A 26,132-nucleotide genomic window follows, 5' to 3' on the forward strand; every position below is an offset into this window, starting at 1 on the left:
GCGCCTCCCCGTGTGGTGCCCGGGACGGGTCAGGCGCTCTCGCGCCACATGATCTCGGTCGGCAGCAGGAGCGCGGTGTGCGTCTCGTCGGTGCCGCCGAGCTGGTCGAGGACCTGGCGGGCGGCCCGTCGGCCCAGCTCTTCGGCTGGCTGGCGCACGGTCGAGAGGGGCGGGGTGCAGCGCAGCGCCCACGAGCTGTCGTCGAAGCCGACGATGCCGAGGTCGCCGGGCACCGAGATCCCGCGCCGGTGGAGGACGTCGAGAGCCCCGGCGGCGACGGCGTCCGACGCCGCGAAGACGCCGTCGACCCGGGGGTCCCGCTCGAGCAGCTCGGTCATGCCGTCGACGCCGGCCGAATAGCTGTAGAACGGGTTGCGCACCACGAGCTCCGGGTCGTAGAGGTCGCCGAGCGCGGCGCGGAAGCCGGCGAGGCGGTCTTCGCCCGAGTCGCGGTCGAGTCCCGAGGCGAGCATGCCGACCCGGGTGCGCCCCGTCGATACGAGTCGGCGCACGATCGCCTCGGCGGCGGCCTGGTTGTCGATGCCGATGAAGGGGATGTCGGGAGCGTCGCTCGGGTGGCCGACGAACGAGGCCGCCAGCCCGAGCTCGGCGACGGCCTGCGAGATGGGGTCGCCCGTCCGGGCGGACAGGATGATGGCGCCGTCGACGAAGCCCCCGCGCAGGTACTCGACCACGCGGTCGCTGTCGCGCTGGGAGTCGATCATCAGCGTGACGAGTTGGTGGTCGGCCTGCGACAGGACGGCGTTGGTGCCGATCAGGATGTTGCCGATGTTCGGGTCGTCGAGCACGACCGAATGGGGCTCGTGGACGATCAGCGCGATCGCGCGCGACCGCTGGGTGACGAGGTTGCGCGCAGCCGCGTTGCGGACGTAGCCCACCTTGGCCACGGCGGCCTCGACGGCCTCGCGCGCCTGGTGCGAGACGTACGGTTCGTTGTTCAGCACGCGCGACACGGTGCCCCGGGAGATGCCGGCCTCGGCGGCCACGTCGTGGATCGTGGCACGCCGACGCGGAGATCTCGGACCGGGCATGTCGGTCACCCTAGCGGAGCCCGGGACCCTCGGGATCGTTCCCGGGAGGGCGAAGGGAGGGCGAACGGAGGGCGAAGGACGGGCGGCCGGTCGGGTCACCGTTCGATCACGGTCGGCCCCTCCGCTTTGACAAACCGGCGGCCGTGGGCTTAGCTCTGTGAACGTTCCCAGAAAGTGCCACCCGATTCTTCGGGTCATCGTCTGGGAACGATCACAGAAACCCTGTGAACCTTCGCCGTCGAAGGGCCTCCGGCCGTTCGTGAAGGACACCCGCCGAAGAAGCCGAGGCCCCGTGTGACCCAGACTGCTGCCGAGCCCGCCGTCGTCGCCCCGCCGTCCCCGCGTCCGACGAGACCGCGGAAGCCGTTCCGGTACCGCAAGGCGATCGCGATCTTCATCGTCCCCTTCGCGGCGCTCTTCGCGGCGTTCTACCTGACGCCCATCCTCTACGCCGTCTTCCAGTCGCTGCAGAAGGTCGAACGCGAGGGCACGTTCGGCGCCCCGACCCAGGTCTTCGGCGGCCTCTCGCAGTACGCGTTGGTCTTCCAGAACACCGAGTTCTGGTCGTCCATCGGCCGGGTGCTGCTCTTCGGCGTCGTCCAGGTCCCGGTGATGCTGCTGCTCGCCCTGCTCTTCGCGCTGCTGCTCGACTCGCCCCTGCTGCGCGGCAAACGGTTCTTCCGCCTCGCGTTCTTCGCGCCCTACGCCGTGCCCGGCGTCATCGCGGCGATCATGTGGGGCTACCTCTACTCACCGAGCCTCTCGCCGTTCTCGGCCGTCACGTCGCGGGCCGGCCTCCTCGACGGCGGCACGGTGCTCTGGGCCGTGGCCAACGTCGTCACCTGGGTGTTCGTCGGCTACAACATGCTGATCATCTACTCGTCGCTCCTCGCGATCCCCACCGAGATCTACGAGGCGGCCCGCCTCGACGGGGCCTCGCAGTGGCGCATCGCCGTGTCGATCAAGATCCCGCTGGTCGTCCCCGCGATCGTGCTGACCGCCGTCTTCTCGGTCATCGGCACCCTGCAGCTGCTGACCGAACCGCTGGTCTTCCGCCAGTTCACGTCGACCATCTCGTCGACCTTCACGCCGAACATGCTCGTCTACTCGACGTCCTCTGTGCCCAACTTCAACCTCGCGGCGGCGTTCAGCGTCGTCCTCGCGGTCGCCACGTTCATCCTCTCGATCGGGTTCCTCCGGTTGACCCAGCGGAAGGCCGACCAGTGACCGTCGACGCCCCCATCCGTCCCGCCCAGTCGTTCGACGACGCGACGACCCCTGCTCGCCGACGCGGCGGGGGGCCCCGCGAGAGCGTGATGTCGCGAACGGCCGCCATGGTCATCATGGGTGCCTTCACGCTGTACTTCCTCGTGCCGATCTTCTGGCTGCTGGTGTCGTCGACCAAGACGCTCGACAACTTCAACTCGAGTGCCGCCCTGTGGTTCTCGCCGACGTCGGCGCAGGACTTCGTCGGCAACGTCGGCCGGCTCTTCACGTACAACGACGGCATCTTCCCGCGGTGGATGCTCAACAGCATCGTCTACGCGACGGTCGCCGGCGCGCTCGGCACGATCCTGTCGGCGATGTGCGGCTACGCCCTGGCCAAGTACCGCTTCTGGGGTCGTGAGGCGCTGTTCAACATCTTCCTGGGTGGCGTGCTCGTGCCGGCGACGGCCCTGGCGCTGCCGCTGTTCCTGATCTTCAGCAAGGTCGAACTGACCGACACCTTCTGGGCGGTCTTCCTGCCCAGCATCGTCAGCCCGTTCGGCGTGTACCTCAGCCGCATCTACGCCGCGTCGAGCGTCCCCGACGAGATCGTCGAGGCCGCCCGCATCGACGGCTCGAGCGAACTGCGCACGTTCTTCACCGTGGCGATCCGGCTGATGTCGCCCGCCCTCGTGACGGTGTTCCTGTTCCAGTTCGTCGCCATCTGGAACAACTTCTTCCTGCCGCTGGTGATGCTGCGGTCCCAGGAGCTCTTCCCGGTGACCCTCGGCCTCTACACCTGGAACTCCAACGTGAGCCAGTACCCCGAACTGCGCACCCTGGTGCTCGTCGGCGCGCTGGTCTCGATCATCCCCCTGCTCGTCGCCTTCCTCAGCCTGCAGCGCTTCTGGCGCAGCGGCCTGGGGTCCGGCGGCCTCAAGTAGCCGGTCCGCGGCCCCGGCCGTCCCGACCAGCCGCTCCCGTCCTGATCCACCGACCCGCACCTCCTCGACCTCCTCTCCGCAAGGCAACGACGTCGTTCCCTCCCGTGGCCGGCCCCTCCGGCTCCGCACCCCGATTGGACACCAGATGAAGACATCCCGAGTACTCACGATCGCGGCGGCCGCCGTGGTCTCGACCATGGCCCTCGCCGGTTGCAGCTCCGGCAGCGGCTCGGACGGCGCCTCCGGCGACTCCGCCTCGTGCGAGGCGTCCTCCGGCAAGGTCACCCTGAACTTCACGACCTGGGTGCCGAACATGGACAAGGTCGTCGCCCTCTGGAACGAGGAGAACCCCGACATCCAGGTCAAGGTCTCGATCGTGCCGAACGGCAACAGCGGCACCTACCAGAACTTCTTCAACCAGCTGCAGGCCGGCAACGCCCCCGACATCGGTCAGGTCGAGTACGACACCCTGCCCGCCTTCCGCGTGCAGGACGGACTGGCGAACATCGCCTCGTGCGAGGGCGTCTCCGCCGCGAAGGCCGACTACTCCGACGGCCTCTGGAACCAGGTCACCTTCGGCGAGGACGATTCCGTCTACGCGATCCCGCAGGACTCCGGTCCCATGGCGATGTACTACCGCAAGGACCTCTTCGAGCAGGCCGGCCTCGACGTCCCCACCACGTGGGAGCAGTACGCCGAGGACGCCGTGACGATCAAGGAGATGGGCGGCAGCATCACCAACTTCGCCAAGGGCGACGTGAACCAGTTCGCCGGTCTGGTGTCGCAGGCCGGTGGCCAGTGGTTCGACACCGCGGACGGCACCTGGAAGGTCGACATGGGCGACGAGGCCTCGACCAAGGTCGCCGACTACTGGCAGGACCTCATCTCGAAGGACCTCGTCACGACCCTGCCGAGCTTCACCGACGAGTGGAACAACGCGTACAACACCGACCAGGACTGGACCTGGGTCTCGGCGGTCTGGGGTGCCAACACCATCTCGAGCGGCGCCCCCGACACGTCGGGCAAGTGGGCCGTCGCGCCCATGCCGCAGTGGAAGGACGGCGAGTCCGCGTCGGCCGCCTGGGGCGGATCGTCGAACGTCGTCTTCAAGGGCAGCGAACACCCCGCCGAGGCGTCGAAGTTCCTGGTGTGGCTGAACACCTCGACCGAGTCGCTCGAGGCGCTGAACAAGGAGGCCAACCTGTACCCGGCCTCCACGACCGGCGCCGACCTGCCGGCCCTGACCTCGGGCGTCGAGTTCTACGGCGACCAGGCCATCTACGAGGACTTCGCGAAGGCCGCCGAGAACATCCAGCCCTTCACGTGGGGCCCGACGATGACGCAGACCTACAGCGACATCTCGGACGGCTTCGGGGCGGCCGCCTCGGGTGACGGCACCCTCCTCGACGCCTTGACGTCGGGCCAGGAGAAGACCGTGGCCGCGATGAAGGCCCAGTCGATCACCGTCGAGTAGCGATGGACCGAGGAGGCGCGGTGTCGGTGATCCCGGCACCGCGCCTCCTCTGCGTCTCCGGCCGGTATCGCGCCGGCCGGTGTCCGGCCGCGGCGCCTCAGCGCCCCGCGGTGGCCCGGTTCCTCGCCCGTGCGACGAGGTACAGCACGGTGCCCGCCGCGAGCAGGATCGCCCCGAACAGCCAGACCTGCCCGCTCTGCTGCGACATCAGCAGCAGGCAGGACGCGACGCCGGCCACCGGCACGGCCGTCCAGACGCGGAAGTGCGCGTGGTCGACCCGGTCGCGACGCAGCACCAGCACGGCCACGTTCGTGCTGATGAACACGAACAGCAGCAACAGGACGACCGTCTCGGCGAGGACGCTGATGTCGCCGACGGTGGTCAACGCCATGGCGACGGCCGTGGTGACCGCGATCGCGGCCCAGGGCGTCTTCCGCCGGGGCAGGACCGCACCGAGCGAGCGGGGCAACAGCCCCTGCTCGGCCATGCCGAAGGTCACGCGGCTCGCCATGATCATCGTCAGCAGCGCTCCGTTGGCGACGGCCACGAGGGCGATGAGGCTGAACACCCAGGTGGGCACGCCGACGCCGGTCGCGGCGACGACCGCCAGCAGGGGACCGGTCGAGTCCGCGAGCTCGGTCGGCGGCAACGCCACGGCGCTCGCGAGCCCGACGAGCACGTAGATCACGCCCGCCGTCGCCAACGCGCCGAACAGGGCGCGAGGGTAGACCCGACTCGGTTCGCGCACCTCCTCGGCGATGTTCGCACTCGTCTCGAAGCCGACGAACGAGTAGTACGCGATGATCGCCGCACCGAGCGTGGCCAGGGCGGGGTTCGCGTCGACGGGGAACTCCCCGACGCGCGAGACGTCTCCGCCCCCGCCGCCGAGCATCACGGCCACGACCACGATCACGATGACGAGGCCGCTCACCTCGACGACGGTCATGACCACGTTGCCCCGCAACGACTCGCTGATGCCCCGGGCGTTGAGCAGGGCGATGAGTGCCAGGAACGCGATGGCGGTCGGCACCGGGGGCAGGTCGACGAAGGTGCCGAGGTAGTCGCCGGCGAAGGCCAGCGAGAGGCCCGCCGCACTCGTCACGCCGGCCGCCAGCATGCTGAAGCCGACCAGGAACGAGACCAGTGGCCGACGGAACGCCCTCTCGGCGAAGATCGCCGCCCCTCCTGCCTTGGGGTACTTGGTGACGAGCTCGGCGTACGAACCCGCGGTCAGCAGCGCCAGGAGCAGGGCGAGCACGAGCGGGGCCCAGAGCGCCCCACCGACCTCGGCCGACAGGGTTCCCATCAGGGCGTAGATCCCGGCTCCGAGCACGTCGCCGAGGATGAAGAGGTAGAGCAGCGGGCCCGTGATCGCCTGCTTGAGCTTGGACTGCCCGACGGCCGGGTCTCCGGTCGGGGGCTGCGGGACGTCGCGGGTCGCCGGCTCGGCCATGGGTCCTCCTCGATCGGGCCGGGCGGGGTGCGCAGGCCTCGCCGACGAACGAACCACGACCGAGCCGTCGGGGGCCGAGTGCCGGCCGGGGGTTGACGAACGGCCGCCTCGTGGGCCACGAGCTGCCCGACGCGGTCGGCCGGGTCGCCGTGTCGGGGCGACCGGACCGCTGCGTCGAGCCGACCGGGTCGGGCGTCGCGGCCCGCTCAGTCGGTGGGGCGGGCGCCGTCCGACGGCCCGGCCGCCTCGGCGAGCCCGGCCCCGTGCGTCGGGGTGCCGTCCAGGGTGCGGCCGAGTGACACCGTGCCCTCGTCGTCCGCGTAGTGGCCGTAGGCCGCGATCGGCCGGTAGCCGGCCGACTCGTAGAGGCGGATCGCGGTGTCGTGGGCGACGTTGGTCTCGATCACCATCTCGGTGACGCCGGCGTGTGCGGCCGACCGTTCGAGCCAGTGCAGCACGAGCCGGGACAGGCCGTGCCCGCGCCGGTCGGGCCGCACGTACATCCGCTTCAGCTCGGCCCGTCCGTCGGGCAGCAGGCGCCAGGCTCCGAGCGCCACGGGCTCGCCGGCCTCGTAGGCCACGGCGAACGTGCCCCTCGGCAGCTCGAACTCGGAGCGGTCGATCGGGCTGTCGTCGCGCCCGCCGTAGATCTCGACGTACAGCTCTTGCAGTCCTTCGACGAGCTGCTGCACGTCGGGGTGGTCGTAGGGACGGGGTTCGATGCTCGTCGCGGGCGCCGGAGTGGTCACCGGACCATCTTCGCCGATCAGGCGAGGTGTGGCTCGGCCCGGTGCGGCCCGGTGCGTCAGTCCGCGCCGCGCCCGGTCACCCGGTCGAGACCAGACGAGGAGGCGCGGCGAGCGTCCCCGAGGTCGCACCCGAGGGCCACGAGCACGCGGGCGACCAGCTCGACCGTCCACGCGGGGGTGACGAGTTCGGGGGTCGACCACCAGGTGTGCAGCCCGCCGAGGAGGCTGCCGCCGACCAGGGACAGCGCCAGGTCGACGTCCAGCTCGGCGAAGGAGCCCGCCGCCTGCCCGGCCTGCACGAGAGCCCGCGCCTGCGGCACCAGCGCGGCCTCGGCGTCGAGCAGGCGCAGGCCGTTGCGCGCGACGACCACGGCCACGGCCGGGTCGCTCTCGGCCAGCCCGAGGACCACGTGCATCGCGATCGCCGCGGTCGTCACGGGGGAGTCGTCCGCGCGCCCGAGCGTCGCCATGCGCTCGGTCTGCGCGTCGAGCACGCTCTGCACGGCCTCGTCGAACAACGCGTCCTTGCCGGCGAAGTGGTTGTAGAACGTGCCGAGGCCGACATCGGCCAGCTGCGTGATCTCGGCGACGGGGACGGCGGCGTAGTCGGCCCGCCGCAAGAGGACGACGCCGGCCTCGACCAGCTTGCGACGCGTGTCGCGCGTGCGGCGGGACGTCCTCGAGGGGGCGACCCGCGCCTCCTCGTCGTCCGGTTTCACAGCGGCCTCTCACGTGTCGGGCGGGATGTCTGGCTACATTCTGTCATGACTGACGAATCCGTCAGTCATGACAAATCATTCGAGGAGACAGCGTGCCCGACGTGACCATCACCGCCGCCCGCCCGGACCAGCTGGACGCGGCCGCCGCCGTGCTCGCCGAGGGGTTCCGCGACGATCCCGTGATGCTCGGGTTCGTCCCGCGCGGGCGGCGGCGGCATGCCCGTCTGGTCGACCTCTTCGCGGCGATGATGCGCTCGATCCCGGCGGGCCGTCGCGCGGTCGACGTCGCCGTCACGGACGACGACGGGGACGTCGTGGGGGCGGCCGTCTGGGAGGCGCCGCGCACCCGACCGTCGTCGTCGCTGCGCCTGCCGGTGTCGTTCGCGGAGCTCGGGCAGCTGCCGCGGTACCTGCGGGCGCTCGGGCTCGGCGGGCTCGTGTCGGCTGCCCGCCACCAGGCGACCCTGGCGGCGCCCCGCCCACGGCTGCCGCACTGGTACCTCGGCGAGATCGCGGTCGGCGACGCGGCCCGGGGGCTCGGCGTGGGCACCTCGTTGATCGAGCACCGCCTCACGGCGATCGACGAGACGGGCGCCGCCGCCTACCTCGAGTCGTCGACCGAGCGGAACCGGGCGCTCTACCGGCGCCTGGGCTTCGTCGAGCTGGGCCCGATCGGCGGGCTGCCGGGGGCGACGCCCGCGGCGATGTGGCGCCCGGCGACGACATGGCCAGGCTCGACCTCCCAGCGATCGGGCACGGTGGCGGCCCCGACGCCGTCCTGATCGCGGTGGTTCGCGTCGCGCTCACCGCGGGCCTCGCATCCGGCCCGGAAGGTGCGGGTCGCGCCTGCCGGAACCTCGTGTGCGACCCCGGATGCTGGACGAGGCCGTGCCATGCATCACGGCTGTCGCCACCTGCGCCCGAGTCGTCGGTCGAGAATTCAGGAGATACAGCTCGCTTCTTACGCGTGAGCGGCATGTCGTGACTTCTGGGCGGGCCTCATGACACGTCGCGACGCAGTTGCCGCCACCAGCCGAGCCCGAGGGGCAGCGCCACCCAGAGCAGCAGGGAGGTGAGGGCCTGCCCGGCGCCCGGGATGTCGCCGGGGCCGTCCGCCCAGCTCAGGTGCGGCTGGGCGAGCCAGGCCGCGAATGCGAGCGTGGAGATCCACGGGGCCGCGGTCGGGACGAGGAGCGCCGCAGTGATGTCGTAGGTGAGCGGCAGCAGCATGGTGACGACGATGGCCAGGGGTGTGTTCAGCAGCAGCGATCCGACGGCCGTGCCGGTCAGGGCCGCTGCGACCGCGAGGGCGACGACTCCGCAGGCAGCCGCCGTCACTGCCCACCAGTCGGTGGTCGCCAGCAGGTCGGCATGCAGAACCACGAACGCGAGTGCTGCAGCGGCGGCGGTGACGAGGGCGACGCCCAGGACGAGCCCGACGATGGCGACGAGACGTGCTGTGAGGACGAGGAGGCGCTGCGGCGTCTGCGAGAACGTCGCGAGGGCGGACCGCCCGTTCCAGTCGCCCGTGACCGCGAGCACGGCCACGACGGGAAGCAGCACTGTGAGCGGGATGCCGACGCCGCTCACGAAGGTTTCCAGCGACGCGTCGGAGGCCTGGGACAAAGCGACCGCGCCGACGCCGAGAAGGGCGATGGCGGCGAAGAGCCCTCGGGCAGCCCGGGTGTCGGTCGCCTTCATGACCTCGATGTGCACGAGGACGGGCCACGGGGTCATGGGGTCCCTTTCGGAGTGGACGTGGACGTGTGAACGGGCTCGAGCGGTGACGTCCCCCTCGGTGGCCCCTGTGCCATGGACGGGCGGGCTGCATGTTCGCCCGAGGTCTGGTCGAGAAAGAACGACTCGAGTGACGGACGCGACTCGGACAGATGGGTCAGCGGAATGCCCAGGGTCACCGAGAGGCGTCCGACATGATCGGCGGTGGTCGTCGCGGTGAGGCGCGTCGTGCCGTCCCGCCCGCGGCCGACCGTCACCTCGTCGTCGACGAGGGCTCGAGCAAGCCGGTCATCATCCGTGCTGGCGAAGGCGACGTTCGTCAGGCTGGCGGCTCGCGCCGGGCCGGCGTGGACGACGCGGCCTCGGTCGAGGATGACGACATCGTCAGCGATCGTCTCGATGTCGCCGAGGTGGTGGCTCGACAGCAGGACGCCGCCACCGCACCGGGCGAAAGCGACGACGAAGTCGTTCAACCAGCGGAGTCCCTCGGGGTCGAGGCCGTTGCCCGGCTCATCGAGGATCAGCGTCGTCGGCTCGCCCAGCAAGGCGACGGCGAGGCCGAGGCGCTGACGCATGCCGAGACTCAGCGAGCCGACCCGACGGGCGCCCACGCTCGACAAGCCGACGAGACCGAGACACGCGTCGACACGATGCGACGAGACGCCGATCGCCAGTGCCGAGAGGCGAGCTGTCTCATGGACGGTGCGCCCACCGTGGCCCGCGCTCGCGTCGAGCAGGACACCGACGATGCGACCCGGTCGATCGATCTCGGCGAAGGGGAGGCCGTCGAAGAGCGTGGTGCCGCTCGTCGGGCGGACCAGCCCGAGCATTGCCCGAAGCGTCGTCGATTTGCCTGCCCCGTTCGGCCCGAGCAGAGCCGTCACCCGGCCCGCTCCGGCTTCGAAGCTCACTTCGTCGATGACGACCCGTCGCCCGTAGGTTTTGCTCAGGTTGCGGACCGAGACGGCCGCGCTTTCGCGGACGAAGGCGTTCACGCGCGAGCGGCGAGGAGGACAGACGTGATGGCGCACACGCACATGATGAGGAATGCCGCGATCGGTTGCGGTGCTCTGGGTGATCGACGGGCCGCCAGGCTGAGGAACCAGACGCCAGCGGCCAGCGGGATGAATGGCATGGGCCAGTGCTCCGTCATCGCGAAGCAGGTCAGCACCGAGAGCGAGACGGCCAGAGCGGACAAAACAGTGACCCGGGCGCGGGTGGCTTTCATTGACTCGTACTGAGCAGGCAACAGGACTTCTTCTTTCGTGATGTGCGGAGACGGGGGCGGGGCCCGAGGGCCCCGTCCCCGGAGATGATCAGTGGAAGTAGTTCCAGAGTTCCCAAGCCGTCAGCAGATTCGCGATGGCCCCCAGCGCTCGCGTCACGGCAGGCCACACGGTCGACACGAACGTGGAGTAGGCCTTCTTCGCACCGTTCACGACGGCTGTGAAGAGCGACGGAATCTTCTTGAGAGCGTTGAGGAGGTTCGTGAACCTGTTGCGGCTCTCCCGTTCCCCGGACGGAGTCGAGACGGGGGATTGCTCGGAGACCCCTGCAGGCGACGACGCCGTCATCGAGATCGTCGCGATGGAGGCTCGTGTCGCCGCCTCGGTCGCAGTCGCAGTCGCAGCTGACGGTGTGGCAGCCGTGGCGCTCGTGCTGACTCCCAGAATGCCGGGGGAGACTAGGACGGCGACAGCGACTGCTTTGTGCCAGACGGTCCAGCGGTTCTTGTCCATGTGTTCATCCGTTCTGCTTCTCGAGGCCCCGCCTCTCGGGACCTCGGGATGGGGCCGGTTCGGGTGCAACCGTCCGGCTCCGACGCGGGTGGGCCTCGTGCCCACCCGCGTCACCAATATGTCGTCTTTGTCATTGCGGATGCAAGGGGAAGATGTTCCTGTGGAAACTCCGTGCCTGATCGCCGTCAGGCTCGTGTGCGGGTGCGTGCTCGCTGAACCCGCCCGGCGACACGGACGACCTGAGCCGCGTGGGCGGGCCGTCCAGACCGGGCATGTATCTTCATGTCGAGAGACTTCTGCGCGGTAGCGTAGAGGCAGCACCACCGAGCACACGCATGCCCGACAACGAGGGAGCACCTGCCGCATGGCGAAGATCATCTACACGCTGACCGACGAGGCGCCCATGCTGGCGACCTACTCGTTCCTGCCCATCATCCAGGCCTACGCCAAGACCGCGGGGGTCGACGTCGAGACCCGCGACATCTCGCTGGCGGCCCGCATCATCAGCCAGTTCCCCGAGCGCCTCACCGACGAGCAGCGCCAGGGCGACGCCCTCGCCGAGCTGGGGGCCCTGGCGAAGACGCCCGAGGCCAACATCATCAAGCTGCCGAACATCTCGGCCTCGATGCCGCAGCTCAAGGCCGCCGTGGCCGAACTCCGGTCGCAGGGCTACGACCTTCCCGACTACCCCGACTCGCCCTCGACCGACGCCGAGCGCGACGTCAAGGCCCGGTACGACAAGGTCAAGGGCAGCGCGGTCAACCCCGTGCTGCGCGAGGGCAACAGCGACCGTCGTGCTCCGCTCTCGGTCAAGAACTACGCCCGCAAGCACCCGCACCGCATGGGCGCCTGGACGGCCGACTCGAAGACGAACGTCGCGACCATGGGCGTCGACGACTTCCGTTCGAACGAGAAGACGGTCGTCATCCCGGCCGACGACACCCTGCGCATCGAGTTCGTCGGCGCCGACGGCGAGACCCGCGTGCTGCGCGAGTCGATCCCCGTGCTGGCCGGCGAGGTCGTCGACGGCACCGTGCTGCACGTCGCCGCGCTGCACGAGTTCCTCGCCGCACAGATCGCCCGGGCCGAGGCCGAGGGCGTCCTGTTCTCGGTCCACCTCAAGGCCACGATGATGAAGATCAGCGACCCGATCCTCTTCGGTCACGTGATCCGCGCCTTCTTCCCCCGCGTCTTCGAGCAGTACGGTGCCGACCTGCAGGCTGCCGGGCTCGACCCCGCCAACGGTCTCAACGGCATCCTGCAGGGCCTCGCGGCACTGCCGAACGGCGACGAGATCAAGGCCGCCTTCGACCAGGGGATCGCCGACGGGCCCGACCTCGCCATGGTCGACTCCGACAAGGGCGTCACCAACCTGCACGTGCCGAGCGACGTCATCGTCGACGCGTCGATGCCCGCGATGATCCGCACGTCGGGCCACATGTGGGGCCCCGACGGCGACGAGCACGACACCCTCGCCGTCATCCCCGACTCGAGCTACGCCGGCATCTACCAGGCCGTGCTCGACGACTGCCGCGCGAACGGCGCCTTCGACCCCGCGACCATGGGCTCGGTGCCGAACGTCGGCCTGATGGCGCAGGCCGCCGAAGAGTACGGCTCGCACGACAAGACCTTCGAGGTGCCCGGCGACGGCACCGTCCGCGTCGTGAACCAGGCGGGCGAGACGCTCATCGAGCACGAGGTCGCCACGGGCGACATCTGGCGCGCCTGCCAGACGAAGGACGTCCCGATCCGCGACTGGGTCAAGCTCGCCGTCACGCGGGCCCGCGCCAGCCAGACCCCGGCGGTCTTCTGGCTCGACGAGACCCGTGCCCACGACGCGACCCTGATCCGGCTCGTCCGCACGTACCTCGCCGAACACGACACCGAGGGCCTGCAGATCGAGATCCTCTCGCCCGTCGACGCGATGGCGTTCTCGCTCGAGCGCATCCGCCGTGGCGACGACACCATCTCGGTCACCGGCAACGTGCTGCGCGACTACCTGACCGACCTCTTCCCGATCATGGAGCTCGGCACCTCGGCCAAGATGCTCTCGGTCGTGCCGTTGATCAACGGCGGCGGCCTGTTCGAGACGGGTGCCGGCGGTTCGGCCCCGAAGCACGTCTCGCAGCTCGTCGAGCAGGACTACCTGCGCTGGGACAGCCTGGGCGAGTTCCTCGCCCTCGCGGTCAGCTTCGAGCACCTCGCGACGTCGACCGACAACGCGCGGGCGCAGATCCTCGCCGACACGCTCGACCGCGCCACCGGCACCTTCCTCGACGAGAACAAGTCGCCCGGTCGCAAGCTCGGCTCGATCGACAACCGCGGCAGCCACTTCTACCTGGCCAAGTACTGGGCCGACGAGCTCGCCGCCCAGACCGACGACGCCGAACTGGCCGCCGCCTTCGCCGGGCTGGCCGCCACCCTCGGCGGGGCCGAAGAGGCGATCGTCGCCGAACTGATCGAGCCCCAGGGCACGGCCGTCGACATCGGGGGCTACTACCACCCCGACGCCGACAAGACCGAAGCCGTGATGCGCCCGTCGCGCACGCTGAACGAGGCGCTCGCGACGCTGTAGGTCGTCGGTCGCCGGGCGCAGGTCGCTCGAGAACAGGAGGCGCGGTGCCGGTCGGCACCGCGCCTCCCGTCGTCCGTCGGGTCGGGCCGTCCTCTGGTCGGTCGTCGACTGGTCGCGAATCGTCCTTCGGGGGCGCGTGAAGGACGATTCGCGACCACTCGACCACTCGACCGGCGGGGCAGGGCGTCAGGCGGGGCAGGGCGTCAGGCGGGCAGGCGTCAGGGGTGCAGGGCGTGGCGGGCGGTGGCACGGACGGCGTCGGTGACGGCCTCGAGGAGGGGCGAGGCGAGGGTCCAGCGCTGCCAGAAGAGCGGCACGTCGACCGGGTCGCCGGCGGCCAGTTCGACCAGACGGCCGGCGTCGAGTTCGGGGCCGGCCTGCGCCTCGGGCAGCATGCCCCAGCCGAGGCCGAGCACGACGGCCCGGGCGAAGTCGGCCGAGGCGGGCACGTGGTGCCGGGGCGCGAGCGGCTCGTGACCGGTGAGCCGGCGCGCGAAGTCGTGCTGCAGGTCGTCGGCGCGGTCGAAGACCACCATCGGGGCACGATCGAGCCGACCGTGGAGGCCCCCGCGCTCGGCGGTTCCCCCCGCGCTCGGTCGGGCGGCCAGCCACCGCTCGACGAACCCCGGACTGGCGACCGCGCGGTAGCGCATGACGCCGAGCGGCTCCGAGCTGCAGCCCTGCACGGGCTCCCGGGTCGCGGTGACGGCGGCGAGCACGTCCCCTGATCGCAACAGCTCGGCCGTGTGCTGTTGGTCGGCCCGGCGCAGGTCGAACACCACGGGCACCGTGGGCGGGACGGCGGCCAGCGCGTCGAGGAACCAGGTCGCCGTCGAGTCGGCGTTGACGGCGATGGGGAGGGTGGTGGGGACGGGGTCGTCACCGTCGTCCCCTCCGTCGGGTCGGCCGGCGCCGAGCCGGGCCAGCGCGTCCGACGTGAGCAGGTCGACCTGGCGGGCGTGACGCAGCAACACGTCACCGGCCTCGGTCGTGGTGACCGGTGTCGTGCGTCGCAGCAGCACCTGCCCGGCCGCTCGTTCGAGCTGCTTGATGCGCTGTGACACCGCGGACTGCGTGACGTGCAGGCGTCTCGCCGCCGCCTCGAACGTGCCCTCGTCGACGACGGTGCGGAGGGTGTCGAGCTGGTCGAGCGCGAAACGGGCCATGAGTCGAGCTTATGCAGCATCACGAACATGAGTTGGCGTGATGGCCTGGTGCGCCCCTAGCGTGTCGCCATGACCTTCGCGACCGTGCTGCCCGCCGCCCTCTTCGGTTTCGGTACGAGCCTCGCCCTGATCGTCGCCATCGGTGCCCAGAACGCCTACGTGCTGCGCGTCGGGCTCCAGGCCGTGACCCGCGTCGTCGTGCCGGTCGTCGTGGTCTGCGCGGTGAGCGACGCCGTGCTGATCAGCGCCGGGGTGGCCGGGGTCGGCGCGCTCGTCGAGGCCGCGCCTCAGGCGGTCGTCGTCGTGCGGATCGCCGGAGCGGGGTTCCTGCTGGTCTACGGCGCCTTCGCCGCGAAGCGCGCGATCCGGCCCGTGGGCGCGCTCACGGTCGAGGCCGGCGCGCCGCCCGCGCGGGTCGTCCCGGCCGTCCTGGGCGCCCTCGCCTTCACCTGGCTGAACCCGCACACCTACCTCGACACGATCGTGTTCCTCGGCTCGGTGGCGAACCACCAGCCGCCCGAGCTGCGGTGGTGGTTCGCGGGCGGGGCCGTCACGGGCAGTCTCGTGTGGTTCTCGGCGCTGGGGTTCGGCGCGCGCCTCCTGCGTCCCCTGTTCGCGAAGCCGGTCGCGTGGCGGGTGCTCGACGCGGTGATCGCCGTCGTGATGGTCGCCCTCGGGCTGCGGCTGCTGTTCGGGCTCTGACGGCCGGCCGCCCCTCGAGGGGTCGGGACGGGCCGCTCGGTTCCGCAGGGGAGCGGCACGTCGTGACGCCTCGCCGCCGGTAGGGTCGCCGCATGGTCAGCTTCGCCGACAAGCCCGTGCTCGACGTGACGGTCGAGCAGTGGCGCGAGTACCTCGAGGGCGACCCCGACGTGGGTGGGGTGCGACTGACGCTCCGCAAGGTGCGGTCGACGAAGCCCGGCATGACCTGGTCGGAGGCCCTCGACGTCGCCCTCTGCCACGGCTGGATCGACGGCCAGACCAGCCGGCTCGACGACGACTTCACAGTCACGGCGTTCCAACCGAGGCGCAAGGACAGCCCCTGGTCCCAGGTGAACCGCGAACACGTCGCACGCCTGACCGCCGAGGGTCGGATGACCCCCGCGGGTCAGGCCGAGGTCGACCGGGCGAAGGCCGACGGCCGCTGGGACGCCGCCTACCGCCAGAAGGACGCCGTGCCTCCTGACGACCTGCAGGGAGCCCTCGACGCCGACCCGGTGGCGGCGGCGCACTTCGCGACGATGACGAAGACCGAGCGGTTCCGGGTGTACTTCCGGCTGGCCGCGCTGAAGCGGCCCGAGACCCGGGCGGCCCGCATCCGCGACGTGGTCGCGGCGGCCGCCCGCGGCGAACAGCACTACCGCTGAGCCGCCCGCAGGAGGCGCGGGTCGCGTCAGCGGCGCGAGCGCTGCTTCCAGAAGCGGCCGGCGAGGCGCGCCAGACCGACCAGCGCGACCGACAGCACGGCGAGTGCGACGAGCAGCACGACCATGTAGAGCGCCACGGGGCCGTAGCCGCCCAGCGCCTCCGGGTCGTAGAAGGGGTAGGGGTAGAACGACGTGACGGCGCCGCGGACGAGCGAGTACACGCTGTAGAGGACGGGCACGACGAGGCCGAGGCCCGCAGCGGCCCAGGGCAGGCGACGGCCGACGGGCAGCACGAGCCAGTCGACCAGCACGGCGACGGGCATCACCATGTGCACGACGACGTTGACCCAGGGCAGCACGCCGCCGGCCACCTCGGTCAGCAGCAGGTTGAAGACGAGGCCGACGAACACCATGTTCACGACCGCGATCAGCCGGACCACGTCCCAGGCCCGGCTGCCGGGACGACGGAGCAGGGTGCGGACGCCGCCGACGGTGAAGACCACGACGGCGAACAGGTTGCTCAGATTCGTGAAGAACGAGAAGAAGTTGACGACGCTGTAGTCGTTCTCGAGGGTGTCGGCGAACTGGGCGGAGACGGCCACGAGGGCGAGCGCGGCGAAGACGAACCGGTACGGGACCATGAGCTGAGCGCGCGTCATGTGCTCACCCTAGTGAGGCGGAGCCGACCCGTAGCCGCTCACGAGGTCATCGGGTCGACGCCGGCGTCCGGGTCAGGCCTGCTCGATCTTCTCGATCAGGGTCGCCTTGGTGTGACGCGACACGTTGGTGATGCCCTTGGTGCGGGCGAGGGCGCGCAGCGCGACGAGGGTCTGCGCGTGCAGGTCGACGTGGGCGTCGTGACCGTCGGACAGCTGGACGGTGGTCTCGTCGACCTCGGGCAGGGGCGGAGTGTAGATCGAGCGCGGCTCGGCCGGGGTGGGGGACGGCGTGCTCGACGACGAACCGCTCGACGCCGAACCCTTCGAGTCCTGCACGGCACCCTTGGCCGTCTTCTTGGCGTCCTTCAAGCCGGACGTGGCGTCGTCGAGGGCGTTCTCGAGCGGCTTCACCGACGGGCGGCTCTTCTTGGCGAGCTTCTTGGCGCGACGCTTGGCCTCGGCGACCGCGGCGCGGGCATCGGTGACGGCGTCCTCGGCCTTGTCGTAGGCCTTGGCGGCGGATTTCTTGAGCTTCTTCTGGTCGGCCATGGGATCGGCCCCTCTCTCGAACGTGCGGAAATCGTGCCTGTGAGCGTGGCACGCCCACCTGGGACGGCTGTCAGTCGACCGGCGTCGTCTTGCCGCTCGCGATGCGGTCCCGCTCGGCACGGAGCGACTCGATCGTCTCGGGATCGAGGAAGTCCACGAACGGGTTCGGCTGCCCCGTGCGGGCGGCCACCACCTCGGTGTAGGCGGCCGAGGCGCGGCGCACCTTCGCGGTGGCGCGACCGAGCCGTTTGGACGACGACGACTTCGCCGTGACGACCTCGGCGTGGTGCTCGAGGGCGTCGACGAGTTCGGCGAGCGCGGTGGGGATCTTCTTGGCCATGCGGGGGCCTCTCGGGTGAGGGAAACGGGTGGCGGGGCGTCCCGGACCGGTCGGGAGTGGTCACGGACGCCGACCGGATCATCACCCCACCCGGAGAACGGCAGGTGAACGGACCCGCGGCGCGGGTGCGGACGCGGCTAGGCTCGCCTGCCGTGACGGGCGCGCGGGTGTGGCTGGTCGACCTCGACCTCGACCTCGACCTCGGCCGAGAACGCGACGCCGGCGCGCCTCCGGCGAGCGAGGTCTGCGACGCGCACGAACGGGCCCGCGCGGCGGCCTTCGTGGACGCGACCGACGCGCGTCGGTACCTGGCCTCGCATCGTGCGCTGCGCCTCCTGCTCTCGTCCGTGACCGGCCGGGAGGCCGGGTCGATCGAGTTCGGACGCGAGGCCTGTCGCTCGTGCGGTGGTCCGCACGGTCGGCCGGTGCCGGTGCCGTCGGACGACCTGCACGTGAGCCTCAGCCGGAGCGGTCGCTGGGCCGCCGTGGCGGTGCGGGCCGGGGCGCCCGTCGGCGTCGACGTCGAAGGGGCCCGTCCGGCCGGTGCGCTCGATCACCTCCGGCCCGACGTGAGCCCCGAGGACGTCGACGTGGACGTGCTGCGCGCCTGGGTGCGGAAGGAGGCGCTGCTCAAGTCGACGGGGGAGGGGCTGACCACCGCGATGTCGGCGCTCCGTCTGGGGCCCGGGCCCGGGGGCACGACCACGGACGGTCGACGCGGACTGGTCCACGACCGGCGCTCGGCGACCGGGGTCCTCCTCGCCGTCGCCGGTCCGGCCCTGGACGCGGTCGAGTTCACCGACGTGACACCTGGGGTCCCTACCGTGCGGCCGTGAGCCAGACACTGCCCGGCGTGATCGCCGGTTCGCCCGCGGCCCCCGCACCCCGGACGCTCGTCGACGTCCTGCGGGCCACGGCGCTCGAGCACCCGGACGCCTCGGCCCTCGAGGACGAGCGGGGTGCGTGGAGCTACGCGGAACTCGTCGTCCGCGTCGGAGCCGCTTCGCGCGCGCTCGCCGACGCCGGGGTGCGCCGCGGCGACCGGGTGGGCGTGCGCATGCCCTCGGGCGACTCGTCGCTCTACCTGACGATCCTCGCCGTCCTGGCCGCCGGGGCCGCCTACGTGCCGGTCGACGCCGACGACCCCGACGAGCGGGCCGCCCTGGTCTTCGGCGAGGCCGGCGTCGTGGGCATCGTCTCGGCGGGGGGACGCTTCACCCCGCGTGACGCCGACCGGCCGGAGAGCCTCGTGCTCGCCGCACCGGCCGGGCACGTCAGCGGGCGGGGCACGGCGCTCGCCGACGACGACCGGTCGCCGACCCCGGACGACGACGCCTGGGTGATCTACACCTCGGGCTCGACCGGCACGCCGAAGGGCGTCGCCGCGAGTCATCGCTCGGCGGCCGCCCTGGCCGACGCCGAGGCGAGGATGTTCCTGTCGTCGCCCGGGGTCGATCCGCTGGGACCGGGCGACCGGGTGCTGGCCGGACTGTCGGTCGCGTTCGACGCCTCGTGCGAGGAGATGTGGCTGGCCTGGCGCAGTGGCGCCTGCCTGGTGCCGGCCCCTCGCAGCCTCGTCCGGTCGGGTGCCGATCTCGGGCCGTGGCTCGTCACCCACGGCATCACCGTCGTCTCGACCGTGCCGACCCTCGCGGCCCTCTGGCCGGACGAGGCCCTCGAGAGCGTCCGGTTGCTGATCTTCGGCGGAGAAGCGCTCCCGCCCGAGATCGTCGACCGCGTCGTCGGCGACGACCGTGAGGTGTGGAACACCTACGGGCCGACCGAGTCGACCGTGGTGGCCACCGGGGCGCTGGTGCGTGCCGGAGAGACGGTGAGGATCGGTCTGCCGCTCGACGGGTGGGACGTCGCCGTCGTCGACGCCGAGGGCGACCCGGTCGCCGAGGGCGAGGTGGGCGAGCTGATCATCGGCGGCGTCGGCCTGGCCCGCTACCTCGACCCCGCCAAGGACGCCGAGAAGTACGCCCCGCACGAGCATCTCGGCTGGCAGCGCGCCTATCGCAGCGGTGACCTGGTGCGGTTCGACCGGGCCGGACTCGTGTTCCAGGGGCGGGCCGACGACCAGGTCAAGGTCGGCGGGCGCCGGATCGAGCTCGGGGAGATCGAGACCGCGCTGCAGGCCCTGCCCGGGGTCGGCGGCGCCGCCGCGGCGGTGCGGACGACGGCGGCCGGCAACCAGGTGCTCGTCGGCTACCTCGCGGTCGCGTCCGCCGAGACCTTCGACCGAGGCGCCGCCCTCGCCCGCCTCCGGGACGGACTGCCGGCCGCGCTGGTGCCGCTGCTGGCGCTGGTCACCGGCGACCTGCCGACGAAGACGTCGGGCAAGATCGACCGCGACGCGCTGCCCTGGCCGTTGGTCGACTCGTCGACCGGTGGCGACGGGAGAGGTGGCCGGCCCGACGGTGCCGGTTCGATGACCCCGGTCGAGCAGCTCGTCGCCGACCGCTGGCGCGAGGTCCTCGGCGTGCCCGTCCCGGACGCCGACGCGAACTTCTTCGACCTCGGCGGGGGATCGCTGGCCGCCGCCCAGCTCGTGGCCCGGCTGCGCGAGCTCGACCCCGAGTTCACCGTCGCCGAGATCTACTCGCACCCCAGGCTCGGCGCGCTGGCCGAGGCGCTGACGGTGGCGGACGTCGACGACGAGGCCCCGCCGGCCGTGTTCCACCGGTCGGTGCCGACCCCGCGCCGCACCCAATGGCTGCAGACCCTGCTCGGGGTGCCCCTCCTCGTGCTGTCGGGTGCGCGCTGGCTGACCTACGCCCTGACCGCGAGCACCGTGCTGCGCTGGTGGAGCGGGTTCGACGCCCTGCCGGCGGTCGACGGCGGGCTGCTCGTCGTCGCGATCCTCGTGTTCGCGACCCCGCCGGGACGCAAGGCGATCTCGGTGTTGGCCTCGCGCCTCCTCCTCCGGGGGGTCGAGGCGGGCGATCATCCGCGCGGCGGCAGCGTGCACCTGAGGCTCTGGCTGGCCGAGCAGGTCGCGCACCAGATCGGGGCGGTCGGGCTCGCCGGCGCCCCGTGGATCAGTTACTACGCGCGGGCCCTCGGGGCTCGCATCGCACCCGACGTCGACCTGCACGCGCTGCCGCCCGTGACCGGCATGCTGCGCATCGGTCGCGGGGCGTCGGTCGAGCCCGAGGTCGACCTGGCCGGGCACTGGATCGACGGCGACGTCGTCCGCATCGGGGCGATCCGCATCGGTGCGGGCAGCACGATCGGCATGCGGAGCACCCTCCTGCCCGGCACCCGGATCGGCAAGGACGCCTCGATCGCGCCCGGGTCCGCGGTCTTCGGGCGGGTGCCCTCGGGTCAGCACTGGGCCGGTTCGCCGGCCGAGCGCATCGGCCGCACCCGCGCCTGGTGGCCGGAGGACCGACCCCCGGCACCCACCCGGTGGTTCGTCGCCTACGGGGCGTCGGCCGTCGTCGTCGCGTTGCTGCCGGTGGCGTCGCTGAGCGCAGGAGGCGCGGTCGTCGCGCTCGGCGTGCGGGGTGCGGGTTCGCTGACGGACGCGTGGTGGCGGGGCCTCGCCGTCCTGGTGCCGGGCACGCTCGTGGCCGGGCTGGTGGCCGCCGTGCTCGTCGTCGCGCTCACCCGCCTGTGGGCCCTCGGAGTGACCGAGGGCACCTTCGCGGTGCGGTCGAGGGTCGGCTGGCAGGTCTGGAGCACCGAACGCCTGCTCGACCTGTCGCGCACCCTGTTGTTCCCGCTCTACTCGAGCCTGTTCACGCCGGTCTGGCTGCGCCTGCTCGGGGCCGAGATCGGGCGGGACGTCGAGGCGTCGACCGTCCTGCTGCTGCCGTCGATGACGACCGTCCGCGACGGAGCCTTCCTGGCGGACGACACGCTCGTGGCGTCGTACGAGCTCGGCGGCGGCTGGCTGCGCGTGGCCCGGGCCGAGATCGGTCGGCGGGCGTTCCTGGGCAACTCGGGCATGACCGCCCCGGGCCACAAGGTGCCGAAGGACGGTCTGGTGGCCGTGCTCTCGTCGGCTCCGCGCAAGTCCAAGGCGGGGTCGTCGTGGCTCGGTTCACCCGCGGTGCGCCTGCGCCGCACGGTCGCCGTCGCCGACGAGACCCGCACCTTCCGCCCGGCCACGCACCTCCGGGTGGCCCGCATCGCGTGGGAGCTCAGCCGGGTCGTGCCCGTCGTCGTCACCTGCGGCATTGGCCTCGGCCTGGTCGTCGGACTGTGGGCGCTGGTCGACGCGATCGGGGTCGGCGCGACGGCCGCGGTCGGCGGCGTCGTGATGCTCGCCGTCGGGGCGGCGGCCGCCGGGGTCACGACGCTCGCCAAGTGGGCGCTCGTCGGGCGCATCCGGGCCGGCGAGCACCCGCTCTGGTCGTCGTTCGTCTGGCGCAGCGAGGTGTCCGACACCTTCACCGAGATGTGCGCGGCCCCCTGGTTCGCCCACGCGGCGGCCGGCACCCCGGCCCTCGTGTGGTGGCTGCGCTCGCTCGGGGCCTCGATCGGTCGCGGCGTGTGGACCGACAGCTACTGGTTGCCCGAGGCCGACCTGGTGCGACTCGACGACGCGTCGACGGTGAATCGAGGATGCGTCGTGCAGACCCACCTGTTCCATGATCGAATCATGAGCATGGACACCGTCACCCTGGCCGCCGGCTCGACCCTCGGACCCCACAGCGTCGTGCTGCCCGCGGCCCGCCTGGGCGAACACGCCACGGTCGGACCCGCGTCGCTCGTCATGCGCGGCGAGGTCGTCCCCGTCGGCAGCCGGTGGAGCGGCAACCCGATCGGCCCGTGGCGGGACGTCACGTTCGCGGACTACCACGCCGTCTCGCAGTGACCGGTCCGGCGACGACCCCGGACGGCTACACGCCCGAGAGCGGCAACACCGGGTACGGCGTGCGCTCGTACGACCTCGTCGTCGGGTACCGCGTGGCGACGAACCGACTGGACGGCGTGGCGACGCTGACGGTCGTGCCGACCGAGGCCCTCCGCACGCTCGTGTTCGACCTGCTCCGCCTCCGTGCCGCGAAGGTGCGGGTGGACGGGCGCAAGGCGCGTCACGCGCAGTCGGCGACGAAGCTGACGGTGACGCTGCCCGAGGAGACCGTGCCGGGTGAGCCGGTCGAGGTGGTCGTCGAGTACGCGGGCTCGCCCGCACCTCGCCGCACCCGCTGGGGCACCCTCGGCTGGGAGGAGCTGACCGACGGTGCACTCGTCGCCTCGCAGCCGAACGGGGCGGCGACCTGGTTCCCGTGCAACGACGACCCGGCGGACAAGGCGACCTACCGGGTGCAGGTCACGACCGAGCAGCCCTACGCCGTCGTCGCCCACGGTGAGCTGACCGACCGGCACACGCGGTCCGGCCGCACGACCTGGGTCTACGAGCAGCCCGAGCCCACGGCGACGTACCTCGCGACGGTGCAGATCGGCCGCTACGAGTTGGTGCCGGTCGTGCTCGCGGGGGTGCCCGGCGTCTTCGCCGGGGTGCCCGCGATGCGGTCCCGCATCGGTCGTGACTTCGGCGAGGTGGCCGACATGATGGCCTGCTTCGTCGAGCGGTTCGGTCCGTACCCCTTCGCGTCGTACTCGGTGGTCGTCACCGACGACGACCTCGAGATCCCGCTCGAGGCCCAGGGCCTCGCGATCTTCGGGGCGAACCACGCCGACGGGGCGGGCGGGTCGCGTCGGCTGATCGCGCACGAACTGGCGCACCAGTGGTTCGGCAACAGCGTGGGCCTGACGACCTGGCGCGACATCTGGCTGAACGAGGGCTTCGCCTGCTACGCCGAGTGGATCTGGTCCGAGGCCTCTGGCGGTCCGTCGGCCGCGCGCATCGCCGCCCAGACCCGCGCGCGGCTGGCCGGTCTGCCCCGCGACCTGCTCGTCGGCGACCCCGGCCCCGACCTCATGTTCGACGATCGCGTCTACAAGCGCGGGGCGCTCGCGGTGCACGCGCTGCGCTCGGCGGTCGGCGACGTCGCGTTCTTCGACGTGCTGCGCGCCTGGACCGCCGAGCACCGACACGGCGTGGCGACCACGGCCGACTTCGTCGCCCTCGCCACCCGCGTCTCCGGCCACCCCGTCGGACCGCTGCTGCGTCCCTGGCTCGACGAGCGGGCCCTGCCGCCGTCGCCGTGACGATAACGTGACGGCATGACCGCCCCGACGCTGTCCGCACCGCCCGTGATCGCCCTGCTCCGCGACCTCGTCGCGATCGACTCGACCAGCGGCTCACCGGGCGAGGCGGCCGTCCTGCGCCGCGTCGCCGCGGAGTTCGAGGGCGTCGAGGAGGCGCGGGTCGCCTTCGCCCCCGGGGCCGACGGTGAGCCCACGGCGCTGCTGGTCTCGCCGGTGGTCGTCGGCGCCGACAGGCCGCTGCTCGTCTTCGCGTCGCACGCCGACGTCGTGCCGGTGACCGACGCCTCGGCCTGGACCCACGATCCCTTCTCCTCGACCGTCGTGGGCGACCGCCTGTACGGGCGGGGTGCCTCGGACATGAAGTCTGGCCTGGCCGCCTCGATCGTCGCCGTGCGGGACCTCCTGCGCCAGGGTGCACCCGTCGCGCTCGCCGTCTCGACCGGTGAGGAGGTCGGCTGCCTCGGGGCTCCTGCCGTCGTCGACCTGCTCGCGGGCCTGCGCGTGGGGGCCGTGGTGATCCCCGAGTCGACCGACGGGCAGGTCGTGCTCGGTCACCGCGGCGCCCTCTGGGCGACCGTCCGCACCTCGGGCGTCGCCGCGCACGGCAGCACGCCCGAGCGGGGCCACAACGCGATCCTCGACCTGGTGACCGTGCTCGGGCGCCTGGACGACCTGCCGCTCTCGTCCCATGCCGACCTCGGGCGCGAGACGGTCAACGTCGGCGTCGTCTCGGGCGGCAGCGTGCCGAACATCGTGCCCGACGTCTGCGAGGCGCGCATCGACCTCCGCGTCGTCCGGGACGACGTCGACGAACTCGTCGACTGGTGGCGTGGCCAGCCCGAGGTGACCGACGTCCGCGTCGACCTCGACCTGGCCGCCGTGTGGACCCCGCGCGACCATCCCTGGCTCGCCGGGCTCGACGCCCCGGTCTCGGAGGCGCCCGCGTCGTACTTCACGGATGCCTCGGTCCTCGTGCGGTCGCTCGAGGACGGGGTGCCCGTCGTGGTCTGGGGCCCGGGCGACCCCACCGTCGTCCACACGGTGGACGAGTCCGTGTCGGTCGAGGCGGTCCTGCGGGCCGTCGAGCAGTTCGGCCACGTCGGCGGGCGGTGGGCCGTCGAGCACTGACCGACGCCCGACGGGGCGGACGGGCACTGACCGAGGCCCGACGGGGCGGTCGGGTCAGGCGGGTCAGGCGGGCTCGGGAGTCGACGACCGCGTGCTCTGCCGGCGGACGAGCCTCGGCGCGAACGAGACGCGCGCACCTCCGAGTCCTCCGTCGTCGGAGCCCCGCAGCGAGAGCAGTCGCAGCGCCTCGGCGGCCATGCGGTCGGTCGGCTGCGCCAGGGTCGTCAGGGCCGGGGTCACGTACGAGGCGAAGACGATGTCGTCGAAGCCCGTGACCTGCAGCTCGTCGGGCACCGACACCCCGAGCTCGCGGGCCGCCCTCAGCACGCCCATGGCGATCAGGTCGTCCGCGCAGACGATGGCGTCCGGGCGGTCGTCGGAGGTCAGCAGTCGGCGGGCCGCCGCGTCGCCGCTGTCGACCGAGTAGTCGCCGAGCACGACCCCGTCGCGCACCTCGCGGATGCCGAGTTCGGCCGCCCAGTGCCGGAAGCCCCGGAGGCGCAGGGTCGTCGACGAGTTCGTCAGCTCGGAGGTCACGAACGCGGCCGAGCGGGCACCGGTCCCGGCGAGGTGCGTCAGGACGAGCTTCATCGCCTCGGCGTCGTCGAGGCCGATCCAGTCGGTGCCGGCGACGTCGACCCGGCGGTCGAGCTGCACCAGCGGGACGGCCCGGGCGGACGCGGCGACGGCCGCCGCGCTCTCGGTGTCGTGCACGGGGCTGACCACGATGCCGTCGACGTGCCGCTCGATGAGCGACCGGAGGTGCTCGGCCTCGACGGCGGGGTCCTGCCGCGAGTCGCAGAGGAACAGCTGTTTGCCCTCGCCGTGCAGCGCGCTCTCGAGGCTGTCGACCAGGGTCGTGAAGAACGGGTTGAGGATGCTCGGGACGACCATGCCGACCGTGTCGGTGCGGCGGGTGCGCAGGGCGCGGGCGATGCCGTTGCCCGAGTAGCCCAGCTCGGCGGCCGCCAGCCGCACGCGGGCCTCGACCTCGCGGCCGACCGGGCGCGACGCCGACATGACGCGCGAGACCGTCGCGGCGGAGACGCCCGCCCGGCGGGCGACGTCCGAGATGGTGACGGCGTTCATGGGCTCCTCAGGGCGTGGCCGCCGGGGACGACGGGTGATGCCGTCATCGTATCGTCCCCT

24 protein-coding genes are annotated in these 26,132 nt (G+C 71.9%); 11 read left to right on the forward strand and 13 right to left on the reverse strand.

Annotated elements, in window-relative coordinates:
- Positions 1–29: 29 nt before the first annotated feature.
- On the reverse strand, positions 30–1,052 hold the full coding sequence (locus OVA02_RS04930) for a LacI family DNA-binding transcriptional regulator (RefSeq protein WP_173153093.1): 1,023 nt from the start codon (positions 1,050–1,052) through the stop codon (positions 30–32).
- 294 nt (positions 1,053–1,346) lie between these two features.
- On the opposite strand from OVA02_RS04930, the gene OVA02_RS04935 reads away from it, so the two are divergent.
- From OVA02_RS04935 to OVA02_RS04945, 3 genes are all read left to right on the forward strand, one after another.
- Positions 1,347–2,279, forward strand: coding sequence for a carbohydrate ABC transporter permease (locus OVA02_RS04935; RefSeq protein ID WP_056043057.1), 933 nt, complete (start codon positions 1,347–1,349; stop codon positions 2,277–2,279).
- Positions 2,280–2,368: 89 nt separating this feature from the next.
- Positions 2,369–3,202, forward strand: a complete 834-nt coding sequence (locus tag OVA02_RS04940; protein WP_056044474.1) for a carbohydrate ABC transporter permease — start codon at positions 2,369–2,371, stop codon at positions 3,200–3,202.
- Positions 3,203–3,347: 145 nt separating this feature from the next.
- Complete coding sequence (locus OVA02_RS04945) at positions 3,348–4,676, forward strand: ABC transporter substrate-binding protein (protein WP_267659345.1); 1,329 nt, start codon at positions 3,348–3,350, stop codon at positions 4,674–4,676.
- A gap of 97 nt (positions 4,677–4,773) precedes the next feature.
- Here OVA02_RS04945 and OVA02_RS04950 read toward each other — a convergent pair whose 3' ends face one another.
- The 3 genes from OVA02_RS04950 to OVA02_RS04960 form a co-directional block, all read right to left on the reverse strand.
- The gene (locus tag OVA02_RS04950) at positions 4,774–6,129 is read right to left on the reverse strand and encodes an APC family permease (RefSeq protein ID WP_267659346.1); all 1,356 of its coding nucleotides are present in this window, start codon (positions 6,127–6,129) and stop codon (positions 4,774–4,776) included.
- A gap of 206 nt (positions 6,130–6,335) precedes the next feature.
- Positions 6,336–6,878, reverse strand: a complete 543-nt coding sequence (locus tag OVA02_RS04955) for a GNAT family N-acetyltransferase (protein ID WP_267659347.1) — start codon at positions 6,876–6,878, stop codon at positions 6,336–6,338.
- Between the two features lie 56 nt (positions 6,879–6,934).
- Entirely contained in the window at positions 6,935–7,597 is a 663-nt protein-coding gene (locus tag OVA02_RS04960) for a TetR/AcrR family transcriptional regulator (RefSeq protein WP_267659348.1), read from the reverse strand.
- Between the two features lie 92 nt (positions 7,598–7,689).
- Between OVA02_RS04960 and OVA02_RS04965 the strand changes: the two genes are divergently transcribed.
- A complete protein-coding gene (locus OVA02_RS04965; protein ID WP_267659349.1) occupies positions 7,690–8,379 on the forward strand; it encodes a GNAT family N-acetyltransferase in 690 nt (229 codons plus the stop codon).
- Between the two features lie 217 nt (positions 8,380–8,596).
- On the opposite strand, the gene OVA02_RS04970 is transcribed toward OVA02_RS04965, so the two are convergent.
- The 4 genes from OVA02_RS04970 to OVA02_RS04985 form a co-directional block, all read right to left on the reverse strand.
- Positions 8,597–9,334, reverse strand: a complete 738-nt coding sequence (locus OVA02_RS04970; RefSeq protein WP_192122868.1) for a hypothetical protein — start codon at positions 9,332–9,334, stop codon at positions 8,597–8,599.
- A complete protein-coding gene (locus OVA02_RS04975) occupies positions 9,331–10,371 on the reverse strand; it encodes an ATP-binding cassette domain-containing protein (RefSeq protein ID WP_324289770.1) in 1,041 nt (346 codons plus the stop codon). The genes OVA02_RS04970 and OVA02_RS04975 overlap by 4 nt, the downstream gene beginning before the upstream one ends.
- Complete coding sequence (locus tag OVA02_RS04980) at positions 10,326–10,562, reverse strand: hypothetical protein (RefSeq protein WP_267659350.1); 237 nt, start codon at positions 10,560–10,562, stop codon at positions 10,326–10,328. The genes OVA02_RS04975 and OVA02_RS04980 overlap by 46 nt, the downstream gene beginning before the upstream one ends.
- 88 nt (positions 10,563–10,650) lie before the next feature.
- A complete protein-coding gene (locus OVA02_RS04985) occupies positions 10,651–11,073 on the reverse strand; it encodes a hypothetical protein (RefSeq protein WP_267659351.1) in 423 nt (140 codons plus the stop codon).
- A gap of 364 nt (positions 11,074–11,437) precedes the next feature.
- On the opposite strand from OVA02_RS04985, the gene OVA02_RS04990 reads away from it, so the two are divergent.
- Positions 11,438–13,648 carry an NADP-dependent isocitrate dehydrogenase gene (locus tag OVA02_RS04990; RefSeq protein ID WP_267659352.1) on the forward strand — a complete coding sequence of 737 codons (2,211 nt, stop codon included), beginning with the start codon at positions 11,438–11,440 and terminating at the stop codon, positions 13,646–13,648.
- Positions 13,649–13,866: 218 nt separating this feature from the next.
- Here OVA02_RS04990 and OVA02_RS04995 read toward each other — a convergent pair whose 3' ends face one another.
- Positions 13,867–14,814 carry a LysR family transcriptional regulator ArgP gene (locus tag OVA02_RS04995; protein ID WP_123571681.1) on the reverse strand — a complete coding sequence of 316 codons (948 nt, stop codon included), beginning with the start codon at positions 14,812–14,814 and terminating at the stop codon, positions 13,867–13,869.
- Between the two features lie 69 nt (positions 14,815–14,883).
- Between OVA02_RS04995 and OVA02_RS05000 the strand changes: the two genes are divergently transcribed.
- On the forward strand, positions 14,884–15,516 hold the full coding sequence (locus OVA02_RS05000; protein WP_267659353.1) for a LysE/ArgO family amino acid transporter: 633 nt from the start codon (positions 14,884–14,886) through the stop codon (positions 15,514–15,516).
- A 92-nt stretch (positions 15,517–15,608) separates the two neighbouring features.
- Positions 15,609–16,181, forward strand: coding sequence for a YdeI/OmpD-associated family protein (locus OVA02_RS05005; protein ID WP_267659354.1), 573 nt, complete (start codon positions 15,609–15,611; stop codon positions 16,179–16,181).
- A gap of 26 nt (positions 16,182–16,207) precedes the next feature.
- Here OVA02_RS05005 and OVA02_RS05010 read toward each other — a convergent pair whose 3' ends face one another.
- The 3 genes from OVA02_RS05010 to OVA02_RS05020 all read right to left on the reverse strand — a co-directional run bounded on the left by OVA02_RS05010 (position 16,208) and on the right by OVA02_RS05020 (position 17,729).
- A complete protein-coding gene (locus OVA02_RS05010; protein ID WP_267659355.1) occupies positions 16,208–16,840 on the reverse strand; it encodes a Pr6Pr family membrane protein in 633 nt (210 codons plus the stop codon).
- 72 nt (positions 16,841–16,912) lie between these two features.
- Complete coding sequence (locus OVA02_RS05015) at positions 16,913–17,389, reverse strand: Rho termination factor N-terminal domain-containing protein (protein ID WP_267659356.1); 477 nt, start codon at positions 17,387–17,389, stop codon at positions 16,913–16,915.
- Positions 17,390–17,459: 70 nt separating this feature from the next.
- The gene (locus OVA02_RS05020) at positions 17,460–17,729 is read right to left on the reverse strand and encodes a hypothetical protein (protein WP_123571676.1); all 270 of its coding nucleotides are present in this window, start codon (positions 17,727–17,729) and stop codon (positions 17,460–17,462) included.
- Positions 17,730–17,881: 152 nt separating this feature from the next.
- On the opposite strand from OVA02_RS05020, the gene OVA02_RS05025 reads away from it, so the two are divergent.
- The 4 genes from OVA02_RS05025 to OVA02_RS05040 are packed head-to-tail and all read left to right on the forward strand — an operon-like array spanning position 17,882 to position 24,983.
- Positions 17,882–18,565 carry a 4'-phosphopantetheinyl transferase family protein gene (locus OVA02_RS05025; RefSeq protein ID WP_267659357.1) on the forward strand — a complete coding sequence of 228 codons (684 nt, stop codon included), beginning with the start codon at positions 17,882–17,884 and terminating at the stop codon, positions 18,563–18,565.
- The gene (locus tag OVA02_RS05030) at positions 18,562–22,554 is read left to right on the forward strand and encodes a Pls/PosA family non-ribosomal peptide synthetase (RefSeq protein ID WP_267659358.1); all 3,993 of its coding nucleotides are present in this window, start codon (positions 18,562–18,564) and stop codon (positions 22,552–22,554) included. Before OVA02_RS05025 ends, OVA02_RS05030 begins: the two co-directional genes overlap by 4 nt.
- Positions 22,551–23,855, forward strand: a complete 1,305-nt coding sequence (locus OVA02_RS05035) for a M1 family metallopeptidase (protein WP_267659359.1) — start codon at positions 22,551–22,553, stop codon at positions 23,853–23,855. Before OVA02_RS05030 ends, OVA02_RS05035 begins: the two co-directional genes overlap by 4 nt.
- Before the next feature lie 15 nt (positions 23,856–23,870).
- Positions 23,871–24,983, forward strand: a complete 1,113-nt coding sequence (locus OVA02_RS05040) for a M20 family metallopeptidase (RefSeq protein ID WP_267659360.1) — start codon at positions 23,871–23,873, stop codon at positions 24,981–24,983.
- Positions 24,984–25,046: 63 nt separating this feature from the next.
- Here the strand turns inward: OVA02_RS05040 and OVA02_RS05045 are convergent, their stop codons facing one another.
- Complete coding sequence (locus OVA02_RS05045; protein WP_123571673.1) at positions 25,047–26,072, reverse strand: LacI family DNA-binding transcriptional regulator; 1,026 nt, start codon at positions 26,070–26,072, stop codon at positions 25,047–25,049.
- Positions 26,073–26,132 lie beyond the last annotated feature (60 nt).

Source organism: Frigoribacterium sp. SL97, from assembly GCF_026625765.1.
Taxonomy (GTDB): domain Bacteria; phylum Actinomycetota; class Actinomycetes; order Actinomycetales; family Microbacteriaceae; genus Frigoribacterium.